The sequence below is a fragment of the Streptomyces glomeratus genome (assembly GCF_021462825.1).
Lineage (GTDB): Bacteria > Actinomycetota > Actinomycetes > Streptomycetales > Streptomycetaceae > Streptomyces > Streptomyces glomeratus.
In genome coordinates this window covers 14,474-40,541 of sequence record NZ_JAKEEB010000011.1, presented here as the reverse complement: position 1 = coordinate 40,541, position 26,068 = coordinate 14,474, and the positions used below count along the sequence as shown (strand labels likewise).

At 72.0% G+C, this 26,068-nt stretch carries 29 protein-coding genes; 5 read left to right on the top strand and 24 right to left on the bottom strand.

Annotation, left to right across the window (positions count from 1 at the left end):
- Window positions 1-22 precede the first annotated feature (22 nt).
- From LZ604_RS15670 to LZ604_RS15660, 3 genes are all read left to right on the top strand, one after another.
- Window positions 23-1,516 (top strand): bifunctional phosphatase PAP2/diacylglycerol kinase family protein, encoded by a 1,494-nt coding sequence (locus LZ604_RS15670; RefSeq protein WP_234515719.1) that lies wholly within the window; start codon window positions 23-25, stop codon window positions 1,514-1,516.
- Window positions 1,517-1,683: 167 nt separating this feature from the next.
- Window positions 1,684-2,499 carry a class I SAM-dependent methyltransferase gene (locus tag LZ604_RS15665; RefSeq protein WP_234515718.1) on the top strand — a complete coding sequence of 272 codons (816 nt, stop codon included), beginning with the start codon at window positions 1,684-1,686 and terminating at the stop codon, window positions 2,497-2,499.
- A gap of 41 nt (window positions 2,500-2,540) precedes the next feature.
- Complete coding sequence (locus LZ604_RS15660; protein WP_234515717.1) at window positions 2,541-2,711, top strand: hydrophobic protein; 171 nt, start codon at window positions 2,541-2,543, stop codon at window positions 2,709-2,711.
- 56 nt (window positions 2,712-2,767) lie between these two features.
- Here LZ604_RS15660 and LZ604_RS15655 read toward each other — a convergent pair whose 3' ends face one another.
- The 12 genes from LZ604_RS15655 to LZ604_RS15600 form a co-directional block, all read right to left on the bottom strand.
- Window positions 2,768-3,052, bottom strand: coding sequence for a gas vesicle protein K (locus LZ604_RS15655; protein WP_234515716.1), 285 nt, complete (start codon window positions 3,050-3,052; stop codon window positions 2,768-2,770).
- The gene (locus tag LZ604_RS15650) at window positions 3,049-3,237 is read right to left on the bottom strand and encodes a gas vesicle protein (protein ID WP_234515715.1); all 189 of its coding nucleotides are present in this window, start codon (window positions 3,235-3,237) and stop codon (window positions 3,049-3,051) included. Before LZ604_RS15650 ends, LZ604_RS15655 begins: the two co-directional genes overlap by 4 nt.
- A complete protein-coding gene (locus LZ604_RS15645) occupies window positions 3,234-4,010 on the bottom strand; it encodes a GvpL/GvpF family gas vesicle protein (protein ID WP_234515714.1) in 777 nt (258 codons plus the stop codon). Before LZ604_RS15645 ends, LZ604_RS15650 begins: the two co-directional genes overlap by 4 nt.
- A complete protein-coding gene (locus tag LZ604_RS15640) occupies window positions 4,007-4,333 on the bottom strand; it encodes a gas vesicle protein (protein WP_234515713.1) in 327 nt (108 codons plus the stop codon). Before LZ604_RS15640 ends, LZ604_RS15645 begins: the two co-directional genes overlap by 4 nt.
- Window positions 4,330-4,830, bottom strand: coding sequence for a hypothetical protein (locus tag LZ604_RS15635; protein ID WP_234515712.1), 501 nt, complete (start codon window positions 4,828-4,830; stop codon window positions 4,330-4,332). The genes LZ604_RS15640 and LZ604_RS15635 overlap by 4 nt, the downstream gene beginning before the upstream one ends.
- Window positions 4,827-5,093, bottom strand: a complete 267-nt coding sequence (locus tag LZ604_RS15630) for a gas vesicle protein GvpG (RefSeq protein ID WP_234515711.1) — start codon at window positions 5,091-5,093, stop codon at window positions 4,827-4,829. The genes LZ604_RS15635 and LZ604_RS15630 overlap by 4 nt, the downstream gene beginning before the upstream one ends.
- Before the next feature lie 4 nt (window positions 5,094-5,097).
- Window positions 5,098-5,856, bottom strand: a complete 759-nt coding sequence (locus tag LZ604_RS15625) for a GvpL/GvpF family gas vesicle protein (protein WP_234515710.1) — start codon at window positions 5,854-5,856, stop codon at window positions 5,098-5,100.
- Entirely contained in the window at window positions 5,853-6,272 is a 420-nt protein-coding gene (locus LZ604_RS15620) for a gas vesicle structural protein GvpA (RefSeq protein ID WP_234515709.1), read from the bottom strand. Before LZ604_RS15620 ends, LZ604_RS15625 begins: the two co-directional genes overlap by 4 nt.
- 72 nt (window positions 6,273-6,344) lie before the next feature.
- Window positions 6,345-6,680 carry a gas vesicle protein GvpO gene (locus tag LZ604_RS15615; RefSeq protein ID WP_234515708.1) on the bottom strand — a complete coding sequence of 112 codons (336 nt, stop codon included), beginning with the start codon at window positions 6,678-6,680 and terminating at the stop codon, window positions 6,345-6,347.
- Between the two features lie 58 nt (window positions 6,681-6,738).
- Window positions 6,739-7,659 (bottom strand): non-homologous end-joining DNA ligase, encoded by a 921-nt coding sequence (ligD, locus tag LZ604_RS15610; RefSeq protein WP_234515707.1) that lies wholly within the window; start codon window positions 7,657-7,659, stop codon window positions 6,739-6,741.
- A 13-nt stretch (window positions 7,660-7,672) separates the two neighbouring features.
- Window positions 7,673-9,520: a transketolase gene (locus LZ604_RS15605; protein ID WP_234515706.1), complete on the bottom strand. Its 1,848-nt coding sequence runs from the start codon at window positions 9,518-9,520 to the stop codon at window positions 7,673-7,675.
- The gene (locus LZ604_RS15600) at window positions 9,517-10,869 is read right to left on the bottom strand and encodes an NAD(P)/FAD-dependent oxidoreductase (RefSeq protein ID WP_234515705.1); all 1,353 of its coding nucleotides are present in this window, start codon (window positions 10,867-10,869) and stop codon (window positions 9,517-9,519) included. The genes LZ604_RS15605 and LZ604_RS15600 overlap by 4 nt, the downstream gene beginning before the upstream one ends.
- Window positions 10,870-11,050: 181 nt before the next feature.
- On the opposite strand from LZ604_RS15600, the gene LZ604_RS15595 reads away from it, so the two are divergent.
- A complete protein-coding gene (locus LZ604_RS15595; RefSeq protein ID WP_234515704.1) occupies window positions 11,051-12,007 on the top strand; it encodes an LLM class F420-dependent oxidoreductase in 957 nt (318 codons plus the stop codon).
- 171 nt (window positions 12,008-12,178) lie between these two features.
- Here LZ604_RS15595 and LZ604_RS15590 read toward each other — a convergent pair whose 3' ends face one another.
- Both LZ604_RS15590 and LZ604_RS15585 read right to left on the bottom strand, forming a co-directional pair.
- Window positions 12,179-13,201, bottom strand: a complete 1,023-nt coding sequence (locus LZ604_RS15590; protein ID WP_234515703.1) for an SDR family oxidoreductase — start codon at window positions 13,199-13,201, stop codon at window positions 12,179-12,181.
- A 27-nt stretch (window positions 13,202-13,228) separates the two neighbouring features.
- On the bottom strand, window positions 13,229-13,720 hold the full coding sequence (locus tag LZ604_RS15585) for a phage holin family protein (RefSeq protein ID WP_234515702.1): 492 nt from the start codon (window positions 13,718-13,720) through the stop codon (window positions 13,229-13,231).
- Between the two features lie 136 nt (window positions 13,721-13,856).
- On the opposite strand from LZ604_RS15585, the gene LZ604_RS15580 reads away from it, so the two are divergent.
- On the top strand, window positions 13,857-14,210 hold the full coding sequence (locus tag LZ604_RS15580) for a VOC family protein (RefSeq protein ID WP_234515701.1): 354 nt from the start codon (window positions 13,857-13,859) through the stop codon (window positions 14,208-14,210).
- Between the two features lie 38 nt (window positions 14,211-14,248).
- On the opposite strand, the gene LZ604_RS15575 is transcribed toward LZ604_RS15580, so the two are convergent.
- The 10 genes from LZ604_RS15575 to LZ604_RS15530 form a co-directional block, all read right to left on the bottom strand.
- Entirely contained in the window at window positions 14,249-16,201 is a 1,953-nt protein-coding gene (locus LZ604_RS15575; RefSeq protein WP_234515700.1) for a DUF5107 domain-containing protein, read from the bottom strand.
- A 94-nt stretch (window positions 16,202-16,295) separates the two neighbouring features.
- Window positions 16,296-16,865, bottom strand: a complete 570-nt coding sequence (locus LZ604_RS15570) for a GNAT family N-acetyltransferase (protein WP_234515699.1) — start codon at window positions 16,863-16,865, stop codon at window positions 16,296-16,298.
- A 41-nt stretch (window positions 16,866-16,906) separates the two neighbouring features.
- Window positions 16,907-17,833, bottom strand: coding sequence for a S66 peptidase family protein (locus tag LZ604_RS15565; protein ID WP_234515698.1), 927 nt, complete (start codon window positions 17,831-17,833; stop codon window positions 16,907-16,909).
- The gene (locus LZ604_RS15560; protein WP_234515697.1) at window positions 17,830-19,794 is read right to left on the bottom strand and encodes a dipeptidyl-peptidase 5; all 1,965 of its coding nucleotides are present in this window, start codon (window positions 19,792-19,794) and stop codon (window positions 17,830-17,832) included. The genes LZ604_RS15565 and LZ604_RS15560 overlap by 4 nt, the downstream gene beginning before the upstream one ends.
- 12 nt (window positions 19,795-19,806) lie before the next feature.
- Complete coding sequence (locus tag LZ604_RS15555) at window positions 19,807-21,120, bottom strand: M20/M25/M40 family metallo-hydrolase (RefSeq protein ID WP_234515696.1); 1,314 nt, start codon at window positions 21,118-21,120, stop codon at window positions 19,807-19,809.
- Window positions 21,113-21,946, bottom strand: a complete 834-nt coding sequence (locus LZ604_RS15550) for a M55 family metallopeptidase (protein WP_234515695.1) — start codon at window positions 21,944-21,946, stop codon at window positions 21,113-21,115. The genes LZ604_RS15555 and LZ604_RS15550 overlap by 8 nt, the downstream gene beginning before the upstream one ends.
- Window positions 21,947-22,016: 70 nt before the next feature.
- Window positions 22,017-22,919 (bottom strand): sugar phosphate isomerase/epimerase family protein, encoded by a 903-nt coding sequence (locus LZ604_RS15545; protein WP_234515694.1) that lies wholly within the window; start codon window positions 22,917-22,919, stop codon window positions 22,017-22,019.
- Window position 22,920: 1 nt separating this feature from the next.
- Entirely contained in the window at window positions 22,921-23,823 is a 903-nt protein-coding gene (locus LZ604_RS15540) for an ATP-binding cassette domain-containing protein (RefSeq protein ID WP_234515693.1), read from the bottom strand.
- 5 nt (window positions 23,824-23,828) lie between these two features.
- Window positions 23,829-24,905: an ABC transporter permease gene (locus LZ604_RS15535; RefSeq protein WP_234515692.1), complete on the bottom strand. Its 1,077-nt coding sequence runs from the start codon at window positions 24,903-24,905 to the stop codon at window positions 23,829-23,831.
- Window positions 24,905-25,927, bottom strand: coding sequence for a sugar ABC transporter substrate-binding protein (locus tag LZ604_RS15530; RefSeq protein WP_234515691.1), 1,023 nt, complete (start codon window positions 25,925-25,927; stop codon window positions 24,905-24,907). The genes LZ604_RS15535 and LZ604_RS15530 overlap by 1 nt, the downstream gene beginning before the upstream one ends.
- Window positions 25,928-26,068 lie beyond the last annotated feature (141 nt).

Sequence of the window (26,068 nt, the reverse complement as noted above, 5' to 3'; positions counted from 1 at the left end):
CGTCCCGGGGTATCCGCGTCCCATGACCCCAGACGTCGACCTCACCGCCCGCCCGCCGGGCCCGCACCCGTTCCGTGACCGGTTCCTCGCCTTGGACTGTCGTCTGTTCGAGGCCGTCGCCGCCCGGCACTGGCCCGGGGCCGACCCTCTGCTCCCCCGTCTGAGCCGTGCCGCCAACCACGGTGTGCTGTGGTTCGCGACGGCGGCGGCCCTGGCCGCCACCCGCAGTCCCCGCGCGCGCCGGGCCGCCGCCCGTGGTGTCGCCTCCCTCGCACTCGCCTCCGCCACCATCAACACCGTCGGCAAGCGCTCGGTCCGTCGCCCGCGCCCCGTCCTGGACCCGGTCCCGGCCATCCGCCGGCTGAAGCGCCAGCCGATCACCACGTCGTTCCCGTCGGGTCACGCCGCCTCGGCCGCCGCGTTCGCCACGGGCGTCGCCCTGGAGTCGCGCGGTTGGGGGGCGGCGGTCGCGCCGCTGGCCGCCGCCGTCGCGGTCTCCCGTGTCTACACCGGTGCCCACTTCCCGAGCGACGTCCTCGCGGGTGCGGCGCTGGGCGCGGGCGCCGCCTACGCCGTACGGGGTCTGGTGCCGACCCGCGACCTGGTACCGCCGCCCGGCCGTCCGCACGTGGACGCGCCCGCGTTGCCGGACGGTGCGGGGCTGGTGGTCGTCGTGAACAAGGGCTCGGGGACCGCGGACCGTGTCCGTGCCCTCCAGGACGCCCTTCCGGCCGCGGAGACGGTGGAGTGCGAGCCCGCGGACGTGCGCGCCGAGCTGGAGAAAGCGGCGGCCCGCGCCCGTGTCCTCGGGGTGTGCGGCGGCGACGGCACGGTGAACGCGGCCGCCGATGTCGCCCTGCGCCGTGATCTGCCGTTGGCGGTCCTCCCCGGCGGCACGCTCAACCACTTCGCGCTCGACCTGGGCATCGAGGAGGTCAGGGACGTGGTCCGGGCGCTCCAGCGGGGTGACGCGGTCCGCGTCGACGTGGGCCGGTTCTCCTCCGGGAAGACCCGGGGCTGCTTCCTCAACACCTTCAGCCTGGGCGTCTATCCCGAGCTGGTGCGCGAGCGGGAGCGTTGGTCGCGGAGGATCGGCGGCTGGCCGGCCGGCGTCCTGGCCGCCCTGCGCGTCCTGCGCGCCGACCGACGTCCCCTGGAGGTCGAACTGGGCGGCCGGACCCATCCCTTGTGGCTGCTGTTCGCCGGCAACGGTACGTACCACCGGATGGGCCTCGCACCCGGCCGCCGCTACGACCTGGCCGACGGGAGGCTCGATGTGCGGGTGGTGCGCGGCGGCCGCCACCCCGCGGCCCGGCTGCTGGCGGCCGCCGTCGCGGGCCCGCTGTCCCGCTCCCCCGTGCACTCGGCGGTCCGGGTGCGGCGCCTGCGCCTCGACGGGCTGGCGCCCGGCACCCTCCTCGCCTACGACGGGGAAGTCACCGAGGTCGAGGGCGAGGTGACGCTCGAGAAGCTCCCCGAGGCGCTGGCCGTGTACCGCCCGCTGCCCGTCCACTGACCGGCCGGCCCGCCGTGGCCCGCACAGTGGTCCACCCTGTCCGAACTCGTCCACATTATAAGACACGGGTCTCATTATTCGACATGTGGGCCTACGGTGATGCGTACCCCGCTCCACGGCGAGGCCCGTGGGGCGCGTACCGCCCGTACGAGGAGAAGAGGCAGGGCATGCCGAAGGAGACCGCCGTCTACACGCACGGCCACCACGAGTCCGTGCTGCGCTCGCACACCTGGCGGACAGCCGCCAACTCCGCGGCATACCTCCTCGACTCGCTCGAGCCGCATATGCGGATCCTGGACATCGGCTGCGGCCCGGGCACCATCACCGCCGACCTCGCGGAGCTGGTCCCCGCCGGCCATGTCACCGGTGTCGACCGGGCGTCGGGGGTGCTGGAGGACGCCCGGGCCACCGCCGCCGCCCGTGGCCTGGCCAACGTGGACTTCGCCGTGGCGGACGTGCACGCGCTGGAGTATCCGGACGACACCTTCTGCGTGGTCCATGCGCACCAGGTGCTCCAGCACGTGGGCGACCCGGTGCAGGCGCTGCGGGAGATGCACCGGGTCACCCGTCCGGGGGGCCTCATCGCCGTCCGCGACGCCGACTACGCTGCGATGACCTGGTACCCGGCGTCCGAGGGGCTGGACGACTGGCTGGACCTGTACCGGCGGGTCGCCCGCGCCAACGGAGGTGAGCCCGACGCCGGGCGACGGCTGAGGTCATGGGCTCTGCGGGCCGGTCTCGGGGACGTCAGGGCCACCTCCGCCACCTGGACCTTCGCCACGCCGCAGGAGAGGGCCTGGTGGAGCGGGCTGTGGGCGGACCGCACCCTCGCCTCCGCCTACGCCGACCGGGTGACCGAGGGCGGCCATGCGACCGCCGGGCAATTGGCGGCCGTGTCCCGCGCCTGGCGGGAGTGGGGGCGGAACGAGGACGGGTGGTTCTCGGTGCTGCACGGAGAAATATTGTGCCGAAAGGACGTCTGATTCCCGGATTTCGGGAAACCCGGTGTGCAGGAGGTCACACTATGGTTCCCGTTCTCTTGGTTCTTCTGCTGGCCCTCGTTCTCTTCGGCGCCGGATTCGCGATCAAAGTGCTGTGGTGGATCGCTCTGGCGGTGCTCGTGATCTGGCTTCTGGGATTCCTGGCGCGCGGTACGACCGCGGCCGGAGGGAGGGGCCGGTGGTATCGCTGGTGACCGGTCGGGGCAGATGATCCGTCCGGCACCTGATCGCCGGGTGACATCCCGGACGGTCAGTCCCGGGGAAGCAACGTTCCCAGCGGCCCGAGGTCCAGATTGAGGTCCTCGGGCCGCAGTCCGTAGCGCTGCCGGAGTTCGGTCATGCGCTCCTCGAGCAGCATCAGGGTGAGGCCGATGCGCTCCTCCTGCTCCTCGCTCAGCTCGCCGGTGTCGAACCGGCGCAGCGCCTGTCGCTCCATGAGCTGGCGGAGCAGTTCGACGACGGTCAGCACGAGTTTGACCAGGTCCCGCTCCACGGTGTCGGGGGCGAGCTCGAGTCGGTTCTGTCGAGGGGTCACGATTCCTCCGGCCAGGGTGCGGGCACCTGCGCGCCGACCGAGCTGATCAGCGCGTTGAGGTCGATGCGGACGAGGTCGACGTCGGCGATGCGCAGGGTGAGATCGCCGGTGATGACGACTCCGCCGGCCAGCAGCCGGTCGAGGAGGTCGACCAGCGCGACCTGCCGGTGCTCGAGGGCGGTCACGGCCGGGCCCGCCCTTCGTCGGCGCTGAAGGAGTACGCGGCCCAGGGCCCCGTCAGTTCCACGCGGACACCGGGAACTCCGCTGTTCTCGCGGTCGACCCGTTCCACGAACGCCTCGGACGCCGAACGCGGCACCAGATAGGCCGCGTTGAGCACGTTACGGCCCGCCGCTTTGGAGAGCGCGGGATTCTGAGGAGGATGGAGAAGGGAATCCTCGGCGAAACCTGAAAGAGTCTCGTGCAGTCTGCGCGCGAACCTCTCGGTGTTCTCCCGCATTTCCTCGTGTGCCTGGTGGCGCAGACGCCGCTGACGCAGGTAATCACGGCCCGAGACGGCTTTCCGGTCGCCGGCGGGTTCCTGCACGCTTTCCTTCCGCTCCTCTTCGGCATACACCTTGACGCCCCATTCCACCCGGCCGTCGAGCCGCTCGAGCGCACGGTGGAAGTCCTCCTCGCGTTCCTCCAGCATCGCGCGTACGCCGCTGTCGTCGCGGAACACGGTGGCGAGCCGCAGCGGCAGGGGGGTGGTGACGGAGGTGAGGGCGTCGATGACGCCCTGGTGGGCACGGGCGGTTGCGGTGAGCCACTCCAGGTCCTCCAGATGGGCCCTGAGCGGCGCCTCGGCGAAGTCCTCCTCCGGGACGGTGCTGACGATGGCGATCAGGCCGCGATGGGACATCTGCCGGGGCGGTACCCCCGCGACGCCCGCCGGGCCGTCCTCGAGTGCCGCGCCGAAGGGACGGCAGACGGCGTACACGTACCGCAGTCCGGTCATGATCCCTCCTCCTCGACTGGGGGCGCCTCCAGCCGGGACAGCCGGGCGCGCAACTCGGTGTTCTCACGGGCCAGTTCCCGGTGGCGGGCGCGGGAGGACAACGCCGGGTCGTCCTCCCACCAGTCGATGCCCATCTCCTTCGCCCGCTCCACGGAGGCGACTACCAGGCGGAGCTTGATGGTGAGCAGTTCGATGTCCAGCAGGTTGATCCGGATGTCACCCGCGATCACGATGCCCTTGTCGAGGACGCGTTCGAGGATGTCGGCCAGGTTCGCGCCGCCGTCGCGTGCGTAGGGATCGGGCAGTCGCCCGGGAGTGGTCATGAACGACCGCCCTTCTCCGGATCCTCGTCGACCTCGTCCTCGAACTCGGCAGGCTCCGGATCCTCGTCGTCGTACTCGGCGTCCTCAGGGAACTCGGCGTCCTCCAGGTCCGCGGCCTCCAGCGCGGCGGCCACCAGGCCCTCCACGTCCTCCACGTCCTCGTCCCCCCGAGTGCCCTCGTCCACGGGGTGCGCCGGGCCGCCGGCCCGGGTGACATGGCGGCCGACGGCCAGGGCCAGGCGGGCGAACCCGGGGCTGTTGCCCTCGGCGATGTCGCCGAGCCTGACGCTGAGCCCACCCAGCCCGCGGCCGAGTGCGGCGAGCAGGGGCCGGGCCCGCACCATCAGGTACGCCCACGCCTCCGCCTTGAGCCGCTGGACGGCCGGATCGTGCGCGGCCGCCGGGGCGCGGGCCGCCAAGGGACGACTCGACCTGCCGCTCCTGCGTCCGAGGGCGTAGGCGATTGTCAGGGCGAGGCCGAGTTCCAGTCGGTTCATCGTGCCGTACCACCCGCTGTGCCGGGACCGCCGCGTTCCATGGCGGTCTGCAGCCGGTCCAGGAGCTGGTCCTCCAGCCGGTCGAACTCCTCGTCGTCGATCTCGCCCGCCTCCAGCCGCTCCTCCAGACGGGAGAGTTCGGCGCGTACGGCGGCCGGGTCGTAGTACTGGCGCTCGGCCTCGGCGAGCACCTGTCTCACCGCCCAGCAGCTGCCGCGCACGGGTGCGAACGGCAGCAGCAGCACCTCGCCGATCAGCCCCATGCGCTCACTCCGCGCCCTTGGCGGCGGCCGCCGGCTCGGCCGGCCCGGGCTCGACGAAGCTGTACGGCGGCAGCGGGCCGTTGACCCGCACATCGATGTGCGGGTGTGCCCTGCGGACCTCCTCGACGGCGTTCAGGAACGCGGCGGAGGAGTCCCGGTCCACCAGGAACGACACATTGGCCAGCCACCCCGTGGACTCCGGACCCACGCTCACGGCCTCGGCGACCGGCTCCAGGGAGCGCTGCACCTCCGCGGCGTCCTCGCCCTCACGGCGCTGCACCGCGGCCGCCACCATCTCGCCGAGCCGCAGCCGGTCCTCGTAACTGCCGCCGCCCGCGGCGCGGTTGGCCTCCGCGAGGGCACGGACGTCCGCGTTCTCGGACATCACGCGGTGCAGCACGGCCTCCTGGTCGTGGCTGGCCTTGACGTTGTACTCGATCTTCCCGGCCAGCGCGTCCAGCCGCTCCCGATAGTGGTCGACGCGCTCCTCGAGAACGCCGGTGACGGCGTCGTCGTCCGTCGCGACACTGCCGAACCGCATGGGAAGAACGGGTCCACCCGCGGCCGCCTCGCTCAGCACGTTCTGATGGGCCAGCAGGTCACGGCGCTTGGGGCGCAGACCCTCGGGCGCGTCGCTGACGATCGCGGCCAGCTCGCCCCGCGTCAGCACGCGCACCGGGCGGGCCGGGTCGCCTACCCCGCCCATGCCGGCGGGGAGCGAGGGGTGGGAGGCCGCGGCGATGCCGTAGACGTACGTGCTCACTCCTGCTCCTCCTTCTTCTCCCGGGCCGAGGTGGACTTGCGGGTCCGGGACCGGGGCTGGGCCTCTTCACGGGCCTGGCGGAAGGCGTCGGATATGGTCTCGGCGGCGCCGGAGAGCGCGCCCTTGGACTTGCCGCGCGCCCCGGACTCGGTGATCTCACCGACCAGGTCGGGCAGTCCGGGGTTCTTGTGCGGGCCGGACTCCAGGTCGAGGCGGTTGCACGCCTCGGCGAAGCGCAGATAGGTGTCGACACTGGCGACGACGACCCGTACGTCGATCTTCAGGATCTCGATGCCGACGAGCGAGACGCGGACGAACGCGTCGATGACGAGCCCACGGTCGAGCACGAGTTCCAGAACGTCGTACAGGCCGCTGCTGCCGCCTCCTCCGGTCTGTTGAGCCGGGACAACGGTCATGGCGACAGGACCTCCTTACGGTCTCGGATACGGGACAGAAATGCGGGATACGGATATGGGGCGCGCGGTCGCCTAGGAGCGGCCGCCCGCGCGTGTGTCGGCCCTTCCGCGTTCGTAGCGGCGAACACGCCGGTAGCCGGTCAGCTCGCCGTCCGTGGCGACGTCCACCTCATAGCTCGCGAGCAGGCTCATCGTGTCGGGGACTCTGGCGAGTTCCAGGACCTCGATGTGCAGGGTCCAGCCGTCCTCGGTGCGTTCGAAGGACGACACGGCCTCGGCGGCCAGACCCGTGAGCTCCGTGAACTGGGCGCTCGCATGGCGCAGCACCTCCATGGTGCTCGGCCGGTCGTTCGCCCGGGCGTCGTCGGAAGAGTCGTGGTTGTTCGGCGTACGTGATGTATTCGTCATGGCCACCTCTCCCCCCGTGTGGCCGCAAAGCCGTTGGCCAAACCTGCACTTGTGCGGTTCAGCCCCGCAGCGCCTCGAGACGCCGACGGGCGGGGCCGAGGGAGCGTGCTCTGCCCGGCAGGTCCGCCCAGGGCTTGGTGCGTGCCTGCTCCACCGCGTCGGCGATGGTCCAGCGGCGCGCGTGGACGTCATGGTCGTCCAGCTGATCCCATGTCAGGGGTGCGGCGACCGGGGCGCCGGGCAGAGCACGGACGGCGAAGGGGGCGACGGCGGTCTGCGCGTACGCGTTGCGCTGCACATCGAGGTAGAGGCGGTCGCCGCGGTCCTTCTTGAGGGTCGCGGTGGTGAGCTGGTCGGGGTGTGCGGCGGCGAGGGTGTCGGCCAAGTCCCTGGCGAACTTCCGTACCTCGTCGAAGCCGGGGGAACCGGCGAGCGGCACCACGACGTGCAGGCCGCGCGAACCAGTGGTCATCAGGCCCGAGGGCAGCCCCAGTTCATCGAGCAGCTCCCCCACCAGCCGTGCCGCGTGCCGTACTTGGCCGAAGTCGTCCTCCGCCGGATCGAGGTCGAACACCAGCCGGTCGGGCCGCTCCGGCCGGTCGGCGCGGGAGAGCCAGCGGTGCAGGGTGAGACAGGCCTGGTCGGCGAGGTACACCAGGGTGGCGGTGTCGTCGCAGACGGTGTGGCAGACGGTGCCGCCCTCCTTGGGCAGCTCGACGCGGTGGACCCAGTCCGGGTAGTGGTCGGGAGTGTTCTTCTGCATGAAGCGGGGGCCGCGGACACCGTCCGGGTGCCGTTCCAGCATCAGGGGGCGTCCCCGCAGATGGGGCAGCATCCAGGGGGCGACGGAGAGGTAGTAGTCGACGAGGTCGGCCTTGGTGTACTCCTTGCCGCTCCCGTCGCCGGGGAACAGCACCTTGTCCGGACGGTGGACCTCCAGTGTGCGGCGGCCCGCCCGCACGGTCCGCGTGCTGGTCATCGCGCTCCTTCGGTCACGGCACCACGGCGTGTTCCACGAGCAGCCGGGCCGCGGCGGCGATGGACTCCGCGTCGATGCCCGCGGCGTGCAGCTGCTCGGCGGGCGCCGCCGAGCCGGGCATCGTACGGACCGCGAGGCGCACCAGACGCGGTACGGGCCGTCCGTCGAGGAAGGCGTCGAGGACCGCGTCGCCCAGGCCGCCCTCCTCCCGGTGGTCCTCGACGGTGAGGAGGCATCCGGTGCGTTCGGCGGCCTCGCGCAGGGTGGCGCGGTCGACGGGCTTGACCGAGTACAGGTCGACGACCCGTACGCGGATGCCGTGCTCGGCGAGGGCGTCGGCGGCCTTCAGCGCCTCGTGGAGGGTGACGCCCGCGGCGACCAGGGTGAGCCGGTCCTCGGCGGAGGCGCGCAGCACCTTGCTGCCGCCGATCGGGAACTCCTCGGTGGGGCCGTAGATGACCGGGGTCTTGCCCCGGGTGGTCCGCAGATAGCGGATGCCCTCGCGGCCCGCCATGCCGGCGACGAGCTTGGCCGTCTGGTTGGCGTCGCACGGGTACAGGACGGTGGAGCCGTACACGGCGCGGAACATCGCGAGGTCCTCGAGGCCCATCTGCGAGGGCCCGTCCTCGCCGATGGCGCAACCGGCGTGCGAGCCCACGAGGTTGATGCCGGAGCCGCTGATGGAGGCCATACGGACGAAGTCGTGGGCGCGGGTGAGGAACGCGGCGAACGAGGAGGCGTAGGGCACCCAGCCGCGCGTGGCCATACCGACGGCGGCGGCCACCATCAGCTGTTCGGCGATATAGCACTCGAAGTAGCGTTCGGGGTGGTCCTTGGCGAAGTACTCGGTGCGTGTGGAGTCGCCGACCTCGCCGTCCAGGGCGACGACGTCGCCGCGTGCGCTGCCGAGCGCGGCGAGCGCCTGGCCGTAGGCGTCCCGGGTGGGGACCTGGTCGCCGATGTCGTAGCGCGGCAGCTCCAGATGGCCGCCCTGGACCGCGTGCAGCACACGGGCGGTCGGCGGCGGCTGGACCTCGACGTGCAGATTCCGTACGCCACCGAGTTCCTCGATCGCCTCGTCGGCGTCCGGCAGCGGCTTGCCGTGCTGGCCCTCGCGGTCCTGGACGGCGGCGACGCCCTTGCCTTTCAGGGTGCGTGCGAGGATCACGGTCGGCTGCCCGGTGGTGGACTCGGCCTCGGCGTAGGCGCGGTCGATGGCCTCGACGTCGTGCCCGTCGACCTCGACGGTGTGCCAGTCGAAGGCCTTGAAGCGGCGCGCGTAGGCGTCGAGGTCGTGGCCGTGGCGGGTGGGTCCGCGCTGGCCCAGCCGGTTCACGTCGACGATCGCGATCAGGTTGTCCAGATGTTCGAACCCGGCGTGCTCGGCGGCCTCCCACACGGATCCCTCGGCCAGCTCGCTGTCGCCGCACAGCACCCATACGCGGTAGCCGGTGCGGTCGAGCCGCTGTTCGGCCAGGGCGACACCGACCCCGACGGGCAGCCCCTGGCCGAGGGAGCCGGTGGCCGTCTCGACCCAGGGCAGCCGGCGGGGCGTGGGATGTCCTTCGAGCCGGCTGCCGAGCTTGCGGAAGGTGAGCAGCTCGGTCTCGTTGATGGCCCCGGCGGCCTTGTAGGCGGCGTACAGCAGGGGCGAGGCGTGCCCCTTGGAGAGGATGAACCGGTCGTTGCCGAGGTGGGCGGGGCGTTCGAAGTCGTAGCGGAGGTGGTGGGCCAGCAGGACGGCCATCAGGTCCGCCGCGGACATCGAGGAGGTCGGGTGCCCGGAGCCCGCCGCGGCGGCGGCGCGCACGCTGTCGACGCGCAGTTGCTGGGCGAGTTCGGTGAGCTGACGTGTGTTCATCGAGGTTCCTCCGTACCGGATTTCTCCGTACCGGACTGTGCGGGGGCTCCCGGCACGCGGGCCAGTTCGGGCGACGCGCTGTCCAGCGGCACGTTCCAGGAGCGGACCAGCCCCAACTGGACGTCCTGGCGAGGCAGTACGGTCTCCAGGAGCCAGTCGGCGGCGACCCGGATGCGGTTCGCGGGCATCGCCGCGAGGTGGTAACCACGGGTGACGGCTCCCGCGAGCGGCCCGGACAGGGGGATCCCGAGCGGGTTGGCGGCGGCCTGCACGCCGCCGAGGTCCACGACGAAGCCCAGGTCGCGGTGGCGGTAGGGACGCCGGCTGCCGATGCCCAGCGAGGCCGCGACGTTGACGGCGGCGACCTTGCCGTGCCGCCAGGCGTGCTGCGCCGTCATCGGCGTGTACTGGCCGGGCTTGGCGAGATCGGGCACGGCGGCCGCGTCCCCACAGGCGAACACGTCGGGGTGACCCGGCACCTGCAAGTACGGGTCGACCAGCAGCCGGCCGCGTTCCAGGGGCCGTCCGAGGCTGCTGACGAGCGGGTCGGGCCGTACGCCGACACACCACACCAGGGTGCGGCTGTCGACGAACTCCCCGTCCGTCAGCAGGACTCCGTCGTGGGTCGCCTCCTTCACGGAGACTCCCATCCGTACGTCGACACCGCGGCGACGCAGGACGCGGTCGGCGGTGCGGGAGAGCCGTTCGTCCATCTCCGGCAGCACGCGGGGCGCGATGTCCAGCAGCAGCCAGCGCGGGCGCATGCCCGCGCGCAGCGGCTGCCTGCGCACCAGGGCGTCGGTGAACAGCTTGCCCTGCGCGGCGAGTTCGGTGCCGGTGTAACCGGCGCCGACCACCACGAAGGTGCAGCGGGAGGCGCAGCTCTTGGGCTCGTCGGCCGCGGCGGCCAGCTCCACCTGGCGGGTCACGTGGTCGCGCAGGTAGAGCGCCTCGGGCAGTCCCCGGAAGCCATGGGCGTTCTCGGCTACGCCGGGAACGGGCAGCAGCTTGTTCACGCTGCCGACGGCGAGCACCAGCCGGTCGTAGCCGAGGGTGCCGCCCTGGCCCTCGGGGTCGGTGTAGTGAACCGTGCGCGCGTCGAGATCGACACCGTCGGCCTCGCCGAGCACCAGGCGAACATGGCGCAGTGTGCCGGCGAGGGGGACGGCGACGCGCCGCGGCTCCAGGATGCCCGCCGCGACCTGGGGCAGCAGGGGCAGATACAGAAAGTAGTCCGTCGGGTTGAGCAGGGTGATCTCGGCCCGGTTCCGGGTCAGCCGGGAGAGGGTGCGTGCCGTGCGGTAGCCGGCGAATCCGGCACCGACGATGAGGATGCGAGGTCGACTCACGTTTCGCCTCCGGCGTGGTCGCGCGTACGTCTGCCTGGCGGGCGCACGAATGCCACCCGTGGAGACCTTCCGCGTTTCCCGGGTCGGGGCACCCAAACCCGGCAGCCCCGGCGTTTCGCCCCCATCCGCACGGTTACCCGGCCGGAGACCGACGCGGTAAGCCCCGTCCCGGAGGTTCTTCATGACCGAGTACGGCTATTTCCTCTCGTGTGAGGAGTTCGGCCCCGCCGCTCTGATCGAGCAGGCGCGGATGGCCGAGCAGGCCGGATTCCAGGCGCTGTGGATCTCGGACCACTACCACCCGTGGAACGACGCGCAGGGCCAGAGCCCCTTCGTCTGGTCGGTGATCGGTGCCATCTCGGAGGCCGTGTCGCTGCCGGTCGAGACCGCGGTGACCTGCCCGACGGTGCGGATGCATCCCGCGGTGGTGGCGCAGGCCGCCGCGACCAGCGCGGTGATGACCGGCGGCCGCTTCCGGCTGGGAGTCGGCTCGGGCGAGGCGCTCAACGAGCACATCCTCGGCGACCGCTGGCCGCCCACGAGCGTGCGTCTGGAGATGCTGGAGGAGGCCATCCAGGTGATGCGCCGGCTGTTCACCGGCGAGGAGGTCACCCACCACGGCACCCACTACACGGTGGAGAACGCCCGCCTCTACACGGTCCCCGACGAGCCCGTCCCCATCGACATCTCCGGCTTCGGGCCCGCGGCGACCTCGCTCGCGGCCCGGATCGGCGACGGATACATCACCATGATGCCGCAGGAGTCGATGGTGGCGCAGTTCCGCAAGGGCGGGGGTGGCGCCAAGCCGGTGAGCGGCGGTGCGAAGGTCTGCTACGGCACCGACCGGGACGAGGCCGTCCGTACGGTGCGCAGGCTGTGGGCCAACGAGCTGCTGCCCGGCGAGATGGGGCAGGTGCTGCCCTCGCCGAAGCACTTCGAGCAGTTGCAGCAGCTGATCACCGAGGAGACGGTGCGCGAGAACCGGGTGTGCGGGGACGACGTGGACGAGCACGTGGCCGCGCTGTCCGCGTTCGTCGACGCGGGCTTCGACCGGGTCTACGTCAACCAGATCGGCCCCGACCAGCGCGGTTTCTTCGACTTCTACCGCACCAAGGTGCTGCCGCAGCTGCCGCGTTGAGACGCTCGGGCGCCGTCCTAGCGCCCGCCGTCGTTGCGCCGGGGGCTGCCCAGGCTTCGGCTTCCCGGTGGCGCCGGGAGGGAGCACGGCCGGGTGGGCCTGGGACCTGAGGCGACCTGGGGCCGGAGGCGGGGCTTGGCGCACGAGATCGCCCCGTCCCCGGCCCCACCGTCAGCCGCGGCGGCGCAGGGCCTCGGCTGTCACCGCGGCGCCCAGGCCGCCGGCCAGCAGGCCGGCACCGATCCTGGCCCGGTTGCGGGAGATCCATTCCTCGGCGCTCCCCGGCTGGGACTCCGCGTCGAAGCGTCCGTGCGCCCCGAAGTCATGGCCGTGCGGGCCGTCCGCGGGAGTCCACAGATTCCCCGCCCCGTCGTGCCGCGCCTTGTCCCGCGCGTCCTGCTGGGCGTCGAACCCGGTGCGTGCGAGGTACCGGTCCAGCAGCCCGGGGGCCACCGCGTTGGCGATCAGAGTGGCCACCGTCGATCCGCCCACCCAGTACTCCCGGCGCCTGGCGTGCCCGGCCGCATGCACGATCGCGCGTGCCGCCACCTCCGGCTGGTAGACCGGCGCCACCGGCCTGGCCCGCCCCGGCATCCGGTTCAGCACCCAGTCGAACTGCGGGGTGTTCAGGGCCGGCAGCTGCACCATCGTCGTCCGCACCCGCGACCGTTCGTGCATCAGTTCGCAGCGCAGGGACTCGTTGAACCCCTGGATGGCATGCTTGGCACCGCAGTACGCCGACTGGAGCGGTATCCCCCGGTACGCGAGCGCGGAGCCGACCTGGACGATCGTCCCGTGGTTCGCGGGACGCATGTGCCGCAGGGCGGCCCGGGTGCCGAACACATAACCGAGGTACGTCACTTCGGTGACGCGGCGGAACTCGTCCGGCGCGATGTCGGTGAACCGCGCGAAGACGCCCGTAAACGCGTTGTTGACCCAGACGTCGATCCGCCCGAACGCGTCGGCGACCTGCTGCGCGGCGTCCTCGACCGCTCTCGCGTCCGCCACGTCGACGGGCACGACGAGCGCCTCACCGCCGACGCGCCGCACCTCCTCCGCGGCCGCGCCGAGGCCCTCGCGGCCGCGGGCGAGCAGGGCGACCCTGTCTCCGCGGGCGGCGAAGGCCACGGCCGTGGCCCGGCCCACTCCACCACTCGCCCCGGTCACCACGACCGCCCTGCGGCGCCCTGTCATGGCTCGCGACCACGCCCTGGCCATCGCTCACCGACCCCGGCGGCGCGGTATGTCCGGGTCGGCTTCCGGCATGCCCGGCACAGGGTCACCCGTCACCGGGTTCCCGGGTGCTGCGGGCGGCACCGGCGGGTACGGCATGCCGTGGCCGCCGGACGGCCCGGCGGGCGGCGTACCGCCGACGACACGGCCCGTGGCGCCGTGGGATGCGGTCCCGTGCGGGTGGCCGCCGCCGGAGCGGGCGGCACCGCGCAGCACATAGGCGCCCACGCCCAGCACCGCCGCCATGACCAGCGCGGCGGCCCAGCCGGGCAGGCCGAGGGCCAGGGCCAGGCCGGCGGCGAGCGCCAGCGCGGCACCCGCGTACAGACCAGTGGCACCGGACGCGGCGTACAGCGCGGCCGTGCGACGCTGCTTGCGCGTCTGTTCGCGCAGCTCGTCACGCACGGCCTCCCGGGCCACCTGTGCCAGCTCGTCGACCAGCTGCTTGTCCAGATGTTCCAGATGATCCAAGCGCTTCATGTGCGCCGGGTACCCGGGCAAGGGCGCGCATAACGCCGTGCCACCCGCCTGCCGCACACACCCATGCCGGGGAGAAGTGGCGTGTATACGGCGGAAACGATCTCCTCTCCCGGACGTCCCAACTAGGCTCGTCCGCATGGAGATTCTGGGAGCCTCGCTACGCGTCTGCGTCGACGACCTGGAGACCGCGGTCCCCTTCTACGAACGTCTGGCGGGCGGCAGAGCTCTCCGTTTCGAACGCGGTGGTGTCCAGGTGGCCGCGGTCGGCTGCTTCCTGCTGATGAGCGGCCCCGCGCCCGCACTGGAGCTGCTGCGCAAGGTGGCGGCGACGATCGCCGTCGAGGACGTCGACGAGGCCCACCGCGTGCTGACCGGGCTCGGAGCCCGTATCATCGCGGGCCCCGTCCCCACACCTGCGGGCCGCAATCTGATCGCGGCGCATCCGGACGGGACGGTCTACGAGTACGTGGACCGCCGACCGCCCGCCTAGGGAGTGTCCGATCCGCGCCCGGGGATTGTCAGACGCCGTCAGGGCCGCATCCGGAAGTCGTAGCGCGCCGGCAGCGGCTCGTCGGTGAGCCGCGCCCACAGCTCGCTGATCGTCTCCGCGCCCTCCCGCAGGTCGGCGACTTCGAACCCCTCCTCGAACACGGCCCGCGCCGCCTCGCGATCGCCCTCCGCGAGCAGCAGCCGGGCCTCGATCAGCCGGAAGCGGCCGCGCTCTCGCGTCACGGGGTGGAGGCGGTGCCACACGGCGCGCGCGTCCCGGGCGCGGCCCACGGCCAGCAGCGCCTCCAGGGTCTCGCGGCCGAGCGCCGCGCCGGCGGCCATCCAGGTCTCCCCGTCGTCGCGACGCTCCCGGCACAGGTCGTCGAAGGCCTCGGCATACCGGTCGGCGGCGCGCTCGCGGTGGCCGGCCTCCTGGTCGGCCACCGCGAGACAGCGCAGCAACGGCCACAGGGACGGGGCGAGAGGAAGCGCGCGCTCCCAACTGCGCACCGCCTGGGCGCGGTCGCCCGCGTGCCACTGGGCGATACCCAGGTGATATTCCGTCAGCGGCAGTGCGGGCGCGGTCTCCAGCATGTCCCGCCAGTGCGGCGCCACCAGCGTCTCCCCGGGCGGCCCGGCCCGCCTCGCCTCGGGGAAGGAACCGGTCCGCAACAGCTCCAGCCAGGGCGCCTGCGCATCGCCGAGCGTCCCCTCCTCGAACGGGGTGCCCGGCAACTTGTCGCCCATGCGCAGCACTTCGAGCGCGCCCCAGCCCGAACCGGCGGCGAGCACCTCACCGGGTTCGGCGTCGGCGTACGGCCGCCACGCCGCGTAGGCGCCCTCGACGCGCTCGCGCGGCAGGCAGGCCTCCAGGCGTGCCCCGGCCGCGCGCACGACGCGGTCCCAGTCCCCTTCCCGTTCGGCGTGCAGCGGCCCGTACGCCTCCAGCCAGGCCACCTCGCTCTCCGCGTCCAGTGGTATATGTTCCAGCTGGGTGCGGGCGAGTCCGGCCTGGATCTCGCAGTAGCCGCCGGTGCCCGGTTCGGTGAGCCACTCCTGCCAGCGGCGGCCGCCGGTGCCCGTGCCCCAGACGAACAGCTTCCGGCCGCGCAGCACATCGGTCGACGTCTGCACCAGCCCGTGGCCGTCCTGGCCGAGCGCGGCGATCCAGCGCCGCCGCCCGTCGGGCACCTCGTAGAACCAGTCGGCGGGATGGACGCTGTTCGCGGGGTAGGTGCGGTCCACACCGCCGTACGACGGCACCGGCACCCGGTGCAGTCGGCGCTCGTAGCCGAAGTGGTAGGCCTCCTCGGCGGGGGCGAGCACCCGGCACTCCTCCGGCACGGCGGTATTGGACCACCAGTAGGCCGGCACCGGCCGGTCGTGCGGATTGCGGATCCGCACACCGACGTACAGGAAGTCGGAGCCTTGCGGCAGCCAGAGGTCGACCTGGAACGGCAGGTCGCGCAGGCGCTCCCACTCCCACAGGCGCAGCATCTCCCCGCCGTCGGGCGCGGTGACGCGGGCCGCGTGCAGGGGGGAACAGGAGAGGGTGGTGTGGCCGGTTGCGCCGATGTTCCACTCGATACCGCCGGAGAACCAGGCGCCGTTGAGCGCGAAGCAGGCGGGCTGGAACACGGGGTTGCGGTAGAGGAGTTCACGGCCGGTGGGCTTGTGGAACAGCGACGCGACGCGTCCGCCGAGGCCTGGCAGGACGGTGGCGCGCAGCCGGTCGTTCTCGATCACGAGGGTGCCGATCTCCCGAGGGGCGCGCGCTCTGCCGTAGCCGTCCCGCACGCGCACGGGCAGCAGGCTGCGCAGGGGCGCACAGCCGAGCTGCCGGGCCATGTCGGGCGGCAGGTTCTCTCTGCCTCGGTCCTCGATGCGGTGCACGTCGTCGGGCGGCCGCAGCGGGGGCAGTGGGTTGTCCGGTCCCAGAGCCGCCGCGGGCAGCCTCATCGCGTCCCGTCGGATCGTCGTCACGATCGCCATGGAACCCGTTTGCCGAAGAGCCGACCAGGGGCTCTGCCGGTCAGGATTCCGCAAAGCCGGACATGACGCCGCCCGAGGGGACGCCGCGCCGGACCTACGCGGAGGGCGCGGGCCCGGGGCGGCTGCCGGTCATCTCGGCGGTGATGGCCCAGCGTTCGTGGTCGCGCCAGGCCCCGTCGATGTAGATCATGTTCGGTGAGAAGCCCTCGAGGCGGAAGCCACAGCGCCGGGCGAGCGCGATCGAGGCGGTGTTGCCGGGCTGCGCGTTGATCTCCAGCCGGTGCAGTCCCATCGGTCCGAACGCATACCGCACCACGAGGTCGAGGGCCTCCGCCATCAGTCCCCGCCCGGCCGCGTGGGCGAAGGCACCGTAGCCGAGGGCTCCGCACAGGAACCCGCCCTCGACGATGTTGTTGATGTTGATGTACCCGGCGATGGCCCCGCTGTCCTTCTCGCACACCAGGAAGCCGGCCTTCGTCGGATCGTCGATCAGCCGGCCCGCGTAGGCCGCGTAGGCCCGCGCGGTGACCGGCGGGAAGAGCCACGGATGGTGCAGGTCCCTGCTCTCCCGCGCCCGGGCGGTGAATTCGGCCTCGTCCTCATAGGTGAAGTGGCGGATGCCCACGCGGGGGCCTTCGGCGAGATATCCACGGGTCAGGGGCACGGCGACACCCTACGCGACCCTCCGGCCCCCGGGCCGCGGAGCTAGGCCAGCGCCGGCTCGGCCAGCGCCAGCGTCCCCGCCTCCGCGTCCAGCTCGGCCCCGACCCCGAACGGGATCGTCAGCGCGCCCTCGCCGTGCCCGAAGCCGAACTCCTCGACCACCGGTACCCCAAGGCCGCCGAGCCGGTCGGTGAGAACCCGCCGCAGCAGCTCGTACGGACCGCACTGCTCCCAGGACCCGAACGCGATCCCGGCGACGCCGTCGAGCCTGCCGGAGCGCAGCAGCTGGGTGAGGATCCGGTCGACGCGGTACGCCTCCTCGCCGACGTCCTCGATCATCAGCAGTCCTCCGCGTGTGCCGGCCCGGGCGTGCGGGGTGCCCAGTTCGGCCGCGAGCAGGCTCAGACAGCCGCCGAAGGTGACACCCCGGGCGCGACCGGGCACGAGCACCGTCCCGCCGAGAGCGCGGATGGTCGTCACGGACTCCGGCTCGAAGAGCGTGGCCCGCAGATGCTCCTGCGCCCGCGCGTTCTTCAGGAAGTCGACGGCCGACACCATCGGGCCGTGCAGCGTGACCAGGCCGAGCCGGACCGCGAACGCCTCGTGCAGCGCGGTGATGTCGCTGAAGCCGACCAGCACCTTGGGCCCGGCGGCCCGCAGGGCGTCCCAGTCGAGCAGGTCCACCATGCGCTGCGCCCCGTATCCACCGCGGGCGCACAGCACCGCGGTCACGTCCGGGTCACACCACGCGGCCTGGAAGTCGGCGGCCCGGTCGGCGTCCGTGCCCGCGAGGTAGGGGTAGTCGGGGTGCCGGTCAAGGACATGCGGGCCCACGACCGGGTCCAGCTCCCAGGCGCGCAGAAGGTCGAGCCCGGCGGCGAGCCGCTCCTCGACCACGGGCCCGCTGGGCGCGACGACGGCCACGCGGGCGCCGGGGGCGAGTCTGGGCGGCCGTACGAGAGGGTTCACTTGCTGAGCTCCAGGGTCGGTATGCCGGGCGGGGCGAACCCGAAGACCTGCGCGTACAGGGACAGCTCGGCCTCCAGGGCACGCACCATGGTCTCAGCCCGCCGGAAGCCGTGCCCCTCGCCCTCGAAGGCGAGGTAGGCGTGCGGGACCCGCCGCCCCGCCAGCCGGGCGAGGAACCGCTCGCACTGCGCCGGCGGGCAGATGGGGTCCTCGAGCCCCTGGAGCAGCAGGAAGGGGGCGGTGATCCGGTGGACGTGCTCGAGGGGCGACCGCTCGGCATACCGGTCGGGAACCTCGGAGTAGGGCCCCACCAGGGTCTCCGTATAGCGGGACTCGAAGTCGTGGGTCTCTCCCGAGCCGAAGCTCTTCAGGTCCAGGACGGGATAGATGATCGTGCCGCAGGCGTAGCCGTCGGTCGTCGTCAGGGACACCGCCGACGTCCAGCCGCCCGCGCTGCCGCCCCGCACGGCGAGCCGGCTCCGGTCGGCGGTGCCCTCGTCGGCGAGGGCGGCCGCGACGGCCGCGCAGTCCTCGACGTCGACGACGCCCCACTGTCCGCGGAGCCGGTTGCGGTACTCGCGCCCGTATCCGGTCGAGCCGCCGTAGTTCACCTCGACGACGCCGATGCCGCGCGAGGTGAAGTAGGCGATCTCCAGGTCGAGGACGAGCGGGACCCGGCTCGTGGGCCCGCCGTGCGCCCACACGACATAGGGCGGCAGCTCGCCCTCGGGCGCGGTGTGACCGGGGTGGTGCGGCGGATACAGGTGCGCATGGATCTCGCGGCCCCCGGGCCCGGTGAAGGTACGGACCCGGGGGTCGGGGTAGTACGCGGGATCCACCGCGTCCTCGTGGGCGGCGCCGACGACCCGGGCGCGGCCGGTTTTCGCATCCAGTTCGACCACCTCGTACGCGGTGCGCGGGCTCGCGCCGACGGCGACGATCCGGCTGCCGTGCGCGGCGAGGGTGGCGGCGAACTCGGTCCACGGTCCGGCCGCGTCGACGACCTCGCCGCTGTCCGGGTCGAGGATGCCCAGCCGGCTCGCTCCCCTGCCGTGCAGGACGGCGATCAGCCCGCTCTCCAGCGGAGCGAACCACCGCAGGCCGACCTTCCACAGCGGCCCGGCGAACTCCTCCGCGCGGGGGCACAGCGCCACGCCGTCCCGGTACAGGTTCCACCAGCCGCCGCGGTCACTGGCGTACAGCAGGGAGCCGTCGGCCGCCCACTCGGCCTGGGGGATGGACTCCTCGGGGCCGCCGGCGAGGATGTGCGGCTCCCGGAGTGTCCCGTCGCCGGTCACCTCGGCCACGATGAGCTCGGTGCCGTCCCACGGCATGCGCGGATGGTCCCAGGCGATCCATGCCACACGCCGCCCGTCCGGCGAGAGGCGGGGCCCCGTGACGAAGCGGTGCCGGGTATCGGTGAGTTCCCGAACGGCATGCCGGTCCTGCGCCGCGGAACCGTCCAGGGGCACCGCGGCCGCCACCCGGCGTACGTCCGAGGGCCCGTCGCCGGTGAACTCCTCCAGCACGCACCACACCTCGCCGCGCTCGACATGCAACTGCGGGTCGACCCAGCGCAGTCCGCCGCCCACGGGCGAAAGGGGAGTGAGCGGGCGCGGCCCGTCACCGGGCGCCGCCGGCTCGTACGCGTACAGCCGCTGGTCCGCGAAGTTGACGAAGACCAGCAGCGGGCCCTCGGGACGCATGGCGCCAGACCAGGACCGGCCGCCGTACTCCATGACCCGGCTGCGCACGTTCCACGGCGGGGGCAGCACCGTCTCCTGTGCACCGTCGACCGTGCGCCGCACGAGGGTGCGGCGGCCGCCTTCCGTGGGGCGCGGCTCGGTCCACCACGCCTCCTCGCCCACGAGGTCCACCGACTCCGGCTGCCCGTCGTGCCCGGCGGCGAGCGCCGCGTCGATGGGCGAGGGCCATTCCCCGTAGGGCAGGATCCGCGCCATCTCCCCCACCCCCTAGGCCGTCCGCAGAAAGCGGTCGAGGACGCGGACGCCGAAGTGCAGGGCCTCCACGGGGACGCGTTCGTCGACGCCGTGGAAGAGCGCCTCGTAGTCGAAGCCCTCCGGCAGCTTCAGCGGCGCGAAGCCGTATCCGGTGATGCCGAGGCGCGAGAACTGCTTGGCGTCCGTGCCGCCCGACATGCAGTACGGCACCACATGTCCCTCGGGTGCGAATTCCTCGACGGCGGCCCGCATCCGGGCGAACGTCGGTGAGTCCACCGGTGCCTGGAGGGCGACCTCGCGGTGGTGGTACTCCCAGTCCACGTCCTCTCCGGTCAGTTCGTCGAGGGTGGTGCGGAACTCGTCCTCACAGCCGGGCACATAGCGGCCGTCGATGTGGGCGACGGCCTCTCCCGGGATCACGTTCACCTTGTAACCGGCGCGGAGCATGGTCGGGGTGGCGCTGTTGCGGACGGTCGGCCGGACCAGTGCCGCGGCCGGGCCCAGCTTCTCCAGGAGGTCGTCCGTGGCGACGGGGTCGTCGAGGTCGGCGTCGAGGCCGTACAGGGTGGCGAGCTCGGTGAGCGCGGCACGCACGGTCGGGGTGAGCCGCAGCGGCCACTCGTGGGCGCCGATCCGGGCGACGGCGGCGGCGAGCCGGGTGACGGCGTTGCTGCTGTTCGGCTTGGAGCCGTGGCCTGCCCGGCCGCGGGCGGTCAGGGTGAGCCAGGCGGTGCCGCGCTCGCCCGCCGCGATGGGGTAGATGCGCCGGCCGCTGCCGTCGTGGAACGTGAACGCTCCGGACTCGCTGATTCCTTCGGTGCACCCCTCGAAGAGGTGCGCGTGGCGGTCCGCCAGGAACCCGGAACCGTCCTCGGCGCTCGCCTCCTCGTCGGCGGTGAACGCGACGACGAGGTCGCGGCGTGGTCGCACGCCCGTGCGAGCCCAGGCCGCCAGGACCGCGAGGATCATCGCGTCCATGTTCTTCATGTCGACCGCGCCACGGCCCCAGACGACACCGTCGCGCACCTCTCCGGAGAACGGGTGCACGCTCCAGTCGGCGGCCTCGGCGGGCACCACGTCCAGGTGGCCGTGGACGAGCAGCGCGTCCGCGGACGGGTCGGAGCCCTCGATCCGGGCGACGACGTTGGTCCGGCCCTCGGCGCGTTCCAGCAGCGTGGGCTCCAGGCCCGCCTCGGCCAGCCGCGCCGCCGCGTACTCGGCGGCGGGCCGCTCCCTGCAGTCCCCGCCGCCCCGGTTGGTGGTGTCGATCCGGATGAGGTCCGAGGTGAAGCGCACGACCTCGTCGAGTGCCTGCCGGTCAGCCATACTGCTCCTCCACCGCAGCCGAGGCGATCGTGGTGACCGCCTTGAAGGTACGGATGCCCTCGTACATGGTCGCGCTCGTGAACGCCACCTTCCGCTCGCCGATGCGGTCCACGCCCGGGACGACGGTGGCGGCCATCGCGAGGTGCTCGGCGTCGAACTCGAGTGCCACGGTGAACGGGCCCTCATCGGCCGGTTCCAGACGTACCGCCAGCGCGGCCGCCTGTTTGGCGGCGGCGCGGATGTCGGCGGCGGTCCTGGCGGGTGTGCGGCACACGGCCGCGTACCGGGAGACGTGGTCCTTGACTGCGACCTTGAGCGCCTCCGGCGCGTAGCCCAGCGCGTCCTCGCAGGCCACGTCGTCGCCGGTGACCAGGATGACGGGCACGCCGTACTCGGCGGCGACGTGCGCGTTCAGCAGGCCCTCGCTGGCGCGGACGTCGTTCAGCCAGACTCCGGTGATGGAGTTGGCGAGGTAGGTGTGCGCCAGCACGCCTTCCATACCGGCGCCCGCGTGGTAGCCGACGAACGCGATGCCGTCCACGTCGCCGTGTTGGACGCCCTCCACCATGGACAGGGACTTGTGACGGCCGGTGAGCATCTGCGCCCGCTCGTCGAGCCGTTCCAGGAGCAGATTGCGCATGGTCCAGTGCGCCTCGTTGATCAGCACCTCGTCGGCGCCGCCGTCGAGGAAACCGAGCACGGCGGCGTTCACGTCCGAAGTGAACATGGTCCGGCACCGCTCCCACTGCGGCGTCCCGGGCAGCACGTCGGCCGGCCAGGTCACACCGGTGGCGCCCTCCATGTCGGCGCTGATGAGGATCTTCATGGCACGAAACCGTACGCGCTCGTGACGATGCGTGACCAGCCCTGTGGAAAAGCGCTCGTCCCTTCGGAGGTCACGCGCCGCAGGAGCGGAGGAAGGCGCGGGTGCGGACGGCGATGGGCAGCGGCCGGTCCGGCGGGCAGGGGTACATGTCCTGCTCGACGATGGCGAAGAGGTCGACCCCGAGGCCCTGGGCGGCGGCGAGCACCGGTTCCAGCGCGGGCACGCCGGCCGGGGGTTCGCACATCACGCCGCGCTGCACGGCGGGCCCGAAGGGCACCCCGTTCGCCACGACGTCGGCGAGGATCTCCGGGTCGACCTGCTTGAGGTGGAGGTAGCCGATGCGCTCGCCGTAGGTCTCGATGAGCTTGACGCTGTCGCCGCCGCAGTAGGCGTAGTGCCCGGTGTCCAGACAGAGGTTGACGAGGCCGGAGTCGGTGGCGTCGAGGAAGCGCCCGACGTGCTCCTCGGTGTCGATGTGGGTGTCGGCGTGCGGGTGGACGACGATGTCGAGGCCATAGGTCTCCTTGACCTCGCGGCCGAGCCGCTCCATGCCCCTGCCGAGGTGGCCCCACTGTTCGGCGGTCAGCTCCGACGGCTCGATGATCTCGGCGGTCTCGTCGTCCCGCCAGAAGGAGGGGATGACCACCAGGTGGTGCGCGCCCATCGCCTGGGTGAGCGCGGCGACCCGGCCCACGTGCTCCCAGGTGGACTCCCATACGGCCGGTCCGCGGTGCAGCGCGGTGAAGACGGTGCCCGCCGAGACCTTCAGGTTCCGCTTGTCCACCTCGTCGGTGAGCCGGGCCGGGTCGGTCGGCAGGTAGCCGTAGGGGCCGAGTTCGATCCAGGAGTAGCCGGCCTCGGCGACCTCGTCGAGGAAGCGTTCCCAGGGCACCTGCCGTGGGTCGTCGGGGAACCAGACGCCCCAGGAGTCCGGGGCGGAGCCGACCCGGATGCGGTCCAGGGCAGGGGTCATGTCAGGAGTTCCCTTCCGGAGGTGCGGCCACGGGCGCCCGGAGGTCCTTCTCTTCCGGCAGGCCCTGGACGTCGACGCCGCCGACCTGTGCCAGCTCGTGCTTGAGGGCGGCGAGTTCGGCGCCGCCGGCCATGTGGTTGGTCAGCTCTTCCAGGCCGACCTGTGTGCGGTCGGCGCTGAGCTCCAGGGTGCCCAGGCGCAGCACGCTGAAGTGGTCGCCGACCATATAGGCGTGGTGCGGGTTGTGGGTGATGAAGATGACGCCCAGGCCACGCTCGCGGGCGGCCGCGATGTACTTCAGGACCACGCCCGACTGCTTGACGCCGAGGGCGGCGGTGGGCTCGTCCAGGATGAGGACGCGGGCTCCGAAGTAGACGGCGCGGGCGATGGCCACGCACTGGCGCTGGCCCCCGGAGAGGGTGCCGATGGGCTGTTCGAGATCGTCGAGGACGATGCCCATGTTGCGCAGTTCGTCGTCCGCGGTCTTCTTCATCCGGGCGATGTCGAGGCGGCGGACCGGCCAGGGTCCCTTGGTCATCTCGGAGCCGAGGAAGAAGTTCCGCCACACCGGCATGAGGGGCACGGTCGCCAGGTCCTGGTAGACGGTGGCGATGCCGCGGTCCAGGGCCTCGCGCGGGGTGCTGAAGCGCACCGGTCGCCCGTCGACGAGGAGCTCGCCCTCGGTGTGCTGGTGGAGCCCGGAGATGATCTTGATCAGGGTGGACTTGCCGGCGCCGTTGTCGCCCAGGACGCAGGCGACCCTGCCGGGGTGGACGGCGAGGTCGACGCCGTGCAGGGCGCGGATGTTGCCGTAGGACTTGCCCGCACCGCGCAGTTCGACGATGGGGACCCGGTCGGCCGGGGTGGGCGTGCCGTTGGGGGTGCCGAGGTCGTCGGTCGTCATGGGGATCACCTCCGGGCCGCCGACTGGCGGACCCACAGATTGATGAGGGTGGCGCCGAGGAGCATCACACCCAGGAACGCCTTGAACCAGTCGGGGTTCCAGCCGGCGTAGACGATGCCCTGGCTGACCATGCCGAACATGAAGGCGCCGAAGACGGGGCCGATCGCGGAGCCGTAGCCGCCGGTGAGCAGGCAGCCGCCGATGACCGCGGCGGCGATGTAGATCAGCTCCTGGCCGACGCCCTCGCCGGACTGCACGGTGTTGAAGGCGAACAGCTGGTGCATGCCGACGAACCAGGCACCGAAGCCGACCAGCATGAACAGGGTGATCTTGGTGAACTTCACCGGCACGCCGACGGCCCGGGCGCTGTCCTTGTTGCCGCCGACCGCGAAGGTCCAGTTGCCGTACTTGGTGCGCAGCAGAACCCAGGTGGCCAGGGCCGCGAAGCCGAGCCACCACAGGACGGTGACCTTGAACTGGACGCCCCCGACGGTGAAGGAGGAGGCGAAGACCGCCTTGGCCTGGTCGAAGCCTTCCATGTCGCTGATGTCGTCGGTGGCCACGTTGCCGGTGACCAGCTTGGCGACCGCGAGGTTGATGCCCTGAAGGCCGAGGAACGTGCCGAGCGTGATCAGGAAGCTCGGCAGCCCGGTGCGCATCACCATCCAGCCGTTGAACGCCCCGATCGCGAGCGACACCACGAGGGCGACGATCACGCCCACCCATACGTTCATGGTCAGCTGGTAGCTGACCATGCTCGCGGTGAGCGCGGAGGTGATCACCGCGACACCGGACGAGAGGTCGAACTCGCCGCCGATCATCAGCAGCGCCACGGGCAGCGCCATGATCCCGATGGTGGACGACTGGTAGAGGACGGTGGCCATCGCACTGCCGGTGCGGAACGTGGGCGCCGCCGCGAAGAAGAAGACGAACACCGCGACGGCCCCGAGGAAGACGCCGACCTCGGGCCGGGCGAGCAGCCGGAGCAGGAGGGGGCGCTGCAGGGCCCGGCCGTCGCGCTCCTTGGGGCCGGAGGCCGGCGGTGAGGACACCGCCGGCACAGCCTGGTCGGACATGGCCATCACCTCGTGCCCTTCGCGGCGAACGCCGCGACGGTGTCGACGTTGGACTTGTCGACGAAGGCCGGTCCGGTCAGCACCGGCTGTTCGCCGCCGCCGCTGTAGTTGCCGTTGTTCTTCTCCAGCCACAGGGAGTCGATCGCCAGATAACCCTGGAGATAGGGCTGCTGGTCGACGGCGAACTGGATGTCACCCTTCTGGATGGCGTTGGTGAGGTCCTTGTTGAGGTCGAAGGTGGCGACCTTCGCCTTGCTGCCCGCGTCGCCCACCGACTGCACCGCGGTCAGGGCATAGGGCGCGCCCAGCGTGGCGACGTAGTCGATGGAGCTGTCCTGCTTCAGCTTGGCGGTGATGGTCGACTTCACGGACGGCATGTCGGTGCCGTTGACATAGAGGATCTGCGTCTTGCCGCCGAATGTCTTCTTCACGCCGTCGCAGCGCTGGGTGAGCCCGATGTTGCCCTGCTCCTGGATCACGCAGACCGCGTTCTTCGCTCCGACCTCGTTCAGCTTCTTGCCGAACGCCTCTCCCGCCACGCTCTCGTCCTGCCCGAAGAACTCCAGCAGTCCCAGCTTCTTCCAGTCGCTCACCCCGGAGTTGAGGCCGACCACCGGGATCCCCGCCTGCGTCGCCTTGCCCACGACGTCCTTCATGGCGTCCGGTTTGGCAAGGGTGATCGCTATGCCGTCGACCTTCTGGTCGATGGCGTTCTGCACCAGGTTGGCCTGGGTGCCCGCGTTGGGGTCGCTGGAGTAGACGAGCTTGATGTTGTCCTTGGCCGCGGCCGCCTCGGCTCCCTTGCGGACGATGTCCCAGAACGTGTCGCCCGGGGCCTGGTGGGTGACCAGTGCGACCGTCATCCGGGGCGTGGTCGCCTTGCCCGCGGCGACGCCGGAGTTCTTCTCCTCCGCCTTCTTGCCGCCCGAGCTGCTGGAGCAGCCGGCGACGAGCAGCGCGGACGCCGCGGCCAGCGCGACAAGGGGGACGACTCTGCGGGAGCGGCGGGGGTGGAATGTGCGGTCCATCTTTCCTGCACCTCACTGTGCGGCCGGGGAAGGGGAAAGGGAGAGGGACGGCGCCGGCGGCGGCCCCACGCTGGGCCCGGACCGGGGGTCCGGGCCGGGTGCCGGTGATCCGGCGGTTTCGCTGGGACGGGATACAAGTCC

Coding starts and splice junctions, on each gene's coding strand:
- LZ604_RS15670 (WP_234515719.1), top strand. CDS start 23: ATGACCCCAGACGTCGACCTCACCGCCCGCCCGCCGGGCCCGCACCCG.
- LZ604_RS15665 (WP_234515718.1), top strand. CDS start 1,684: ATGCCGAAGGAGACCGCCGTCTACACGCACGGCCACCACGAGTCCGTG.
- LZ604_RS15660 (WP_234515717.1), top strand. CDS start 2,541: ATGGTTCCCGTTCTCTTGGTTCTTCTGCTGGCCCTCGTTCTCTTCGGC.
- LZ604_RS15645 (WP_234515714.1), bottom strand. CDS start 4,010: ATGACCGGACTGCGGTACGTGTACGCCGTCTGCCGTCCCTTCGGCGCG.
- LZ604_RS15640 (WP_234515713.1), bottom strand. CDS start 4,333: ATGACCACTCCCGGGCGACTGCCCGATCCCTACGCACGCGACGGCGGC.
- LZ604_RS15635 (WP_234515712.1), bottom strand. CDS start 4,830: ATGAACCGACTGGAACTCGGCCTCGCCCTGACAATCGCCTACGCCCTC.
- LZ604_RS15630 (WP_234515711.1), bottom strand. CDS start 5,093: ATGGGGCTGATCGGCGAGGTGCTGCTGCTGCCGTTCGCACCCGTGCGC.
- LZ604_RS15620 (WP_234515709.1), bottom strand. CDS start 6,272: ATGACCGTTGTCCCGGCTCAACAGACCGGAGGAGGCGGCAGCAGCGGC.
- LZ604_RS15615 (WP_234515708.1), bottom strand. CDS start 6,680: ATGACGAATACATCACGTACGCCGAACAACCACGACTCTTCCGACGAC.
- ligD (WP_234515707.1), bottom strand. CDS start 7,659: ATGACCAGCACGCGGACCGTGCGGGCGGGCCGCCGCACACTGGAGGTC.
- LZ604_RS15605 (WP_234515706.1), bottom strand. CDS start 9,520: ATGAACACACGTCAGCTCACCGAACTCGCCCAGCAACTGCGCGTCGAC.
- LZ604_RS15595 (WP_234515704.1), top strand. CDS start 11,051: ATGACCGAGTACGGCTATTTCCTCTCGTGTGAGGAGTTCGGCCCCGCC.
- LZ604_RS15590 (WP_234515703.1), bottom strand. CDS start 13,201: ATGACAGGGCGCCGCAGGGCGGTCGTGGTGACCGGGGCGAGTGGTGGA.
- LZ604_RS15585 (WP_234515702.1), bottom strand. CDS start 13,720: ATGAAGCGCTTGGATCATCTGGAACATCTGGACAAGCAGCTGGTCGAC.
- LZ604_RS15580 (WP_234515701.1), top strand. CDS start 13,857: ATGGAGATTCTGGGAGCCTCGCTACGCGTCTGCGTCGACGACCTGGAG.
- LZ604_RS15575 (WP_234515700.1), bottom strand. CDS start 16,201: ATGGCGATCGTGACGACGATCCGACGGGACGCGATGAGGCTGCCCGCG.
- LZ604_RS15560 (WP_234515697.1), bottom strand. CDS start 19,794: ATGGCGCGGATCCTGCCCTACGGGGAATGGCCCTCGCCCATCGACGCG.
- LZ604_RS15555 (WP_234515696.1), bottom strand. CDS start 21,120: ATGGCTGACCGGCAGGCACTCGACGAGGTCGTGCGCTTCACCTCGGAC.
- LZ604_RS15550 (WP_234515695.1), bottom strand. CDS start 21,946: ATGAAGATCCTCATCAGCGCCGACATGGAGGGCGCCACCGGTGTGACC.
- LZ604_RS15545 (WP_234515694.1), bottom strand. CDS start 22,919: ATGACCCCTGCCCTGGACCGCATCCGGGTCGGCTCCGCCCCGGACTCC.
- LZ604_RS15540 (WP_234515693.1), bottom strand. CDS start 23,823: ATGACGACCGACGACCTCGGCACCCCCAACGGCACGCCCACCCCGGCC.
- LZ604_RS15535 (WP_234515692.1), bottom strand. CDS start 24,905: ATGGCCATGTCCGACCAGGCTGTGCCGGCGGTGTCCTCACCGCCGGCC.
- LZ604_RS15530 (WP_234515691.1), bottom strand. CDS start 25,927: ATGGACCGCACATTCCACCCCCGCCGCTCCCGCAGAGTCGTCCCCCTT.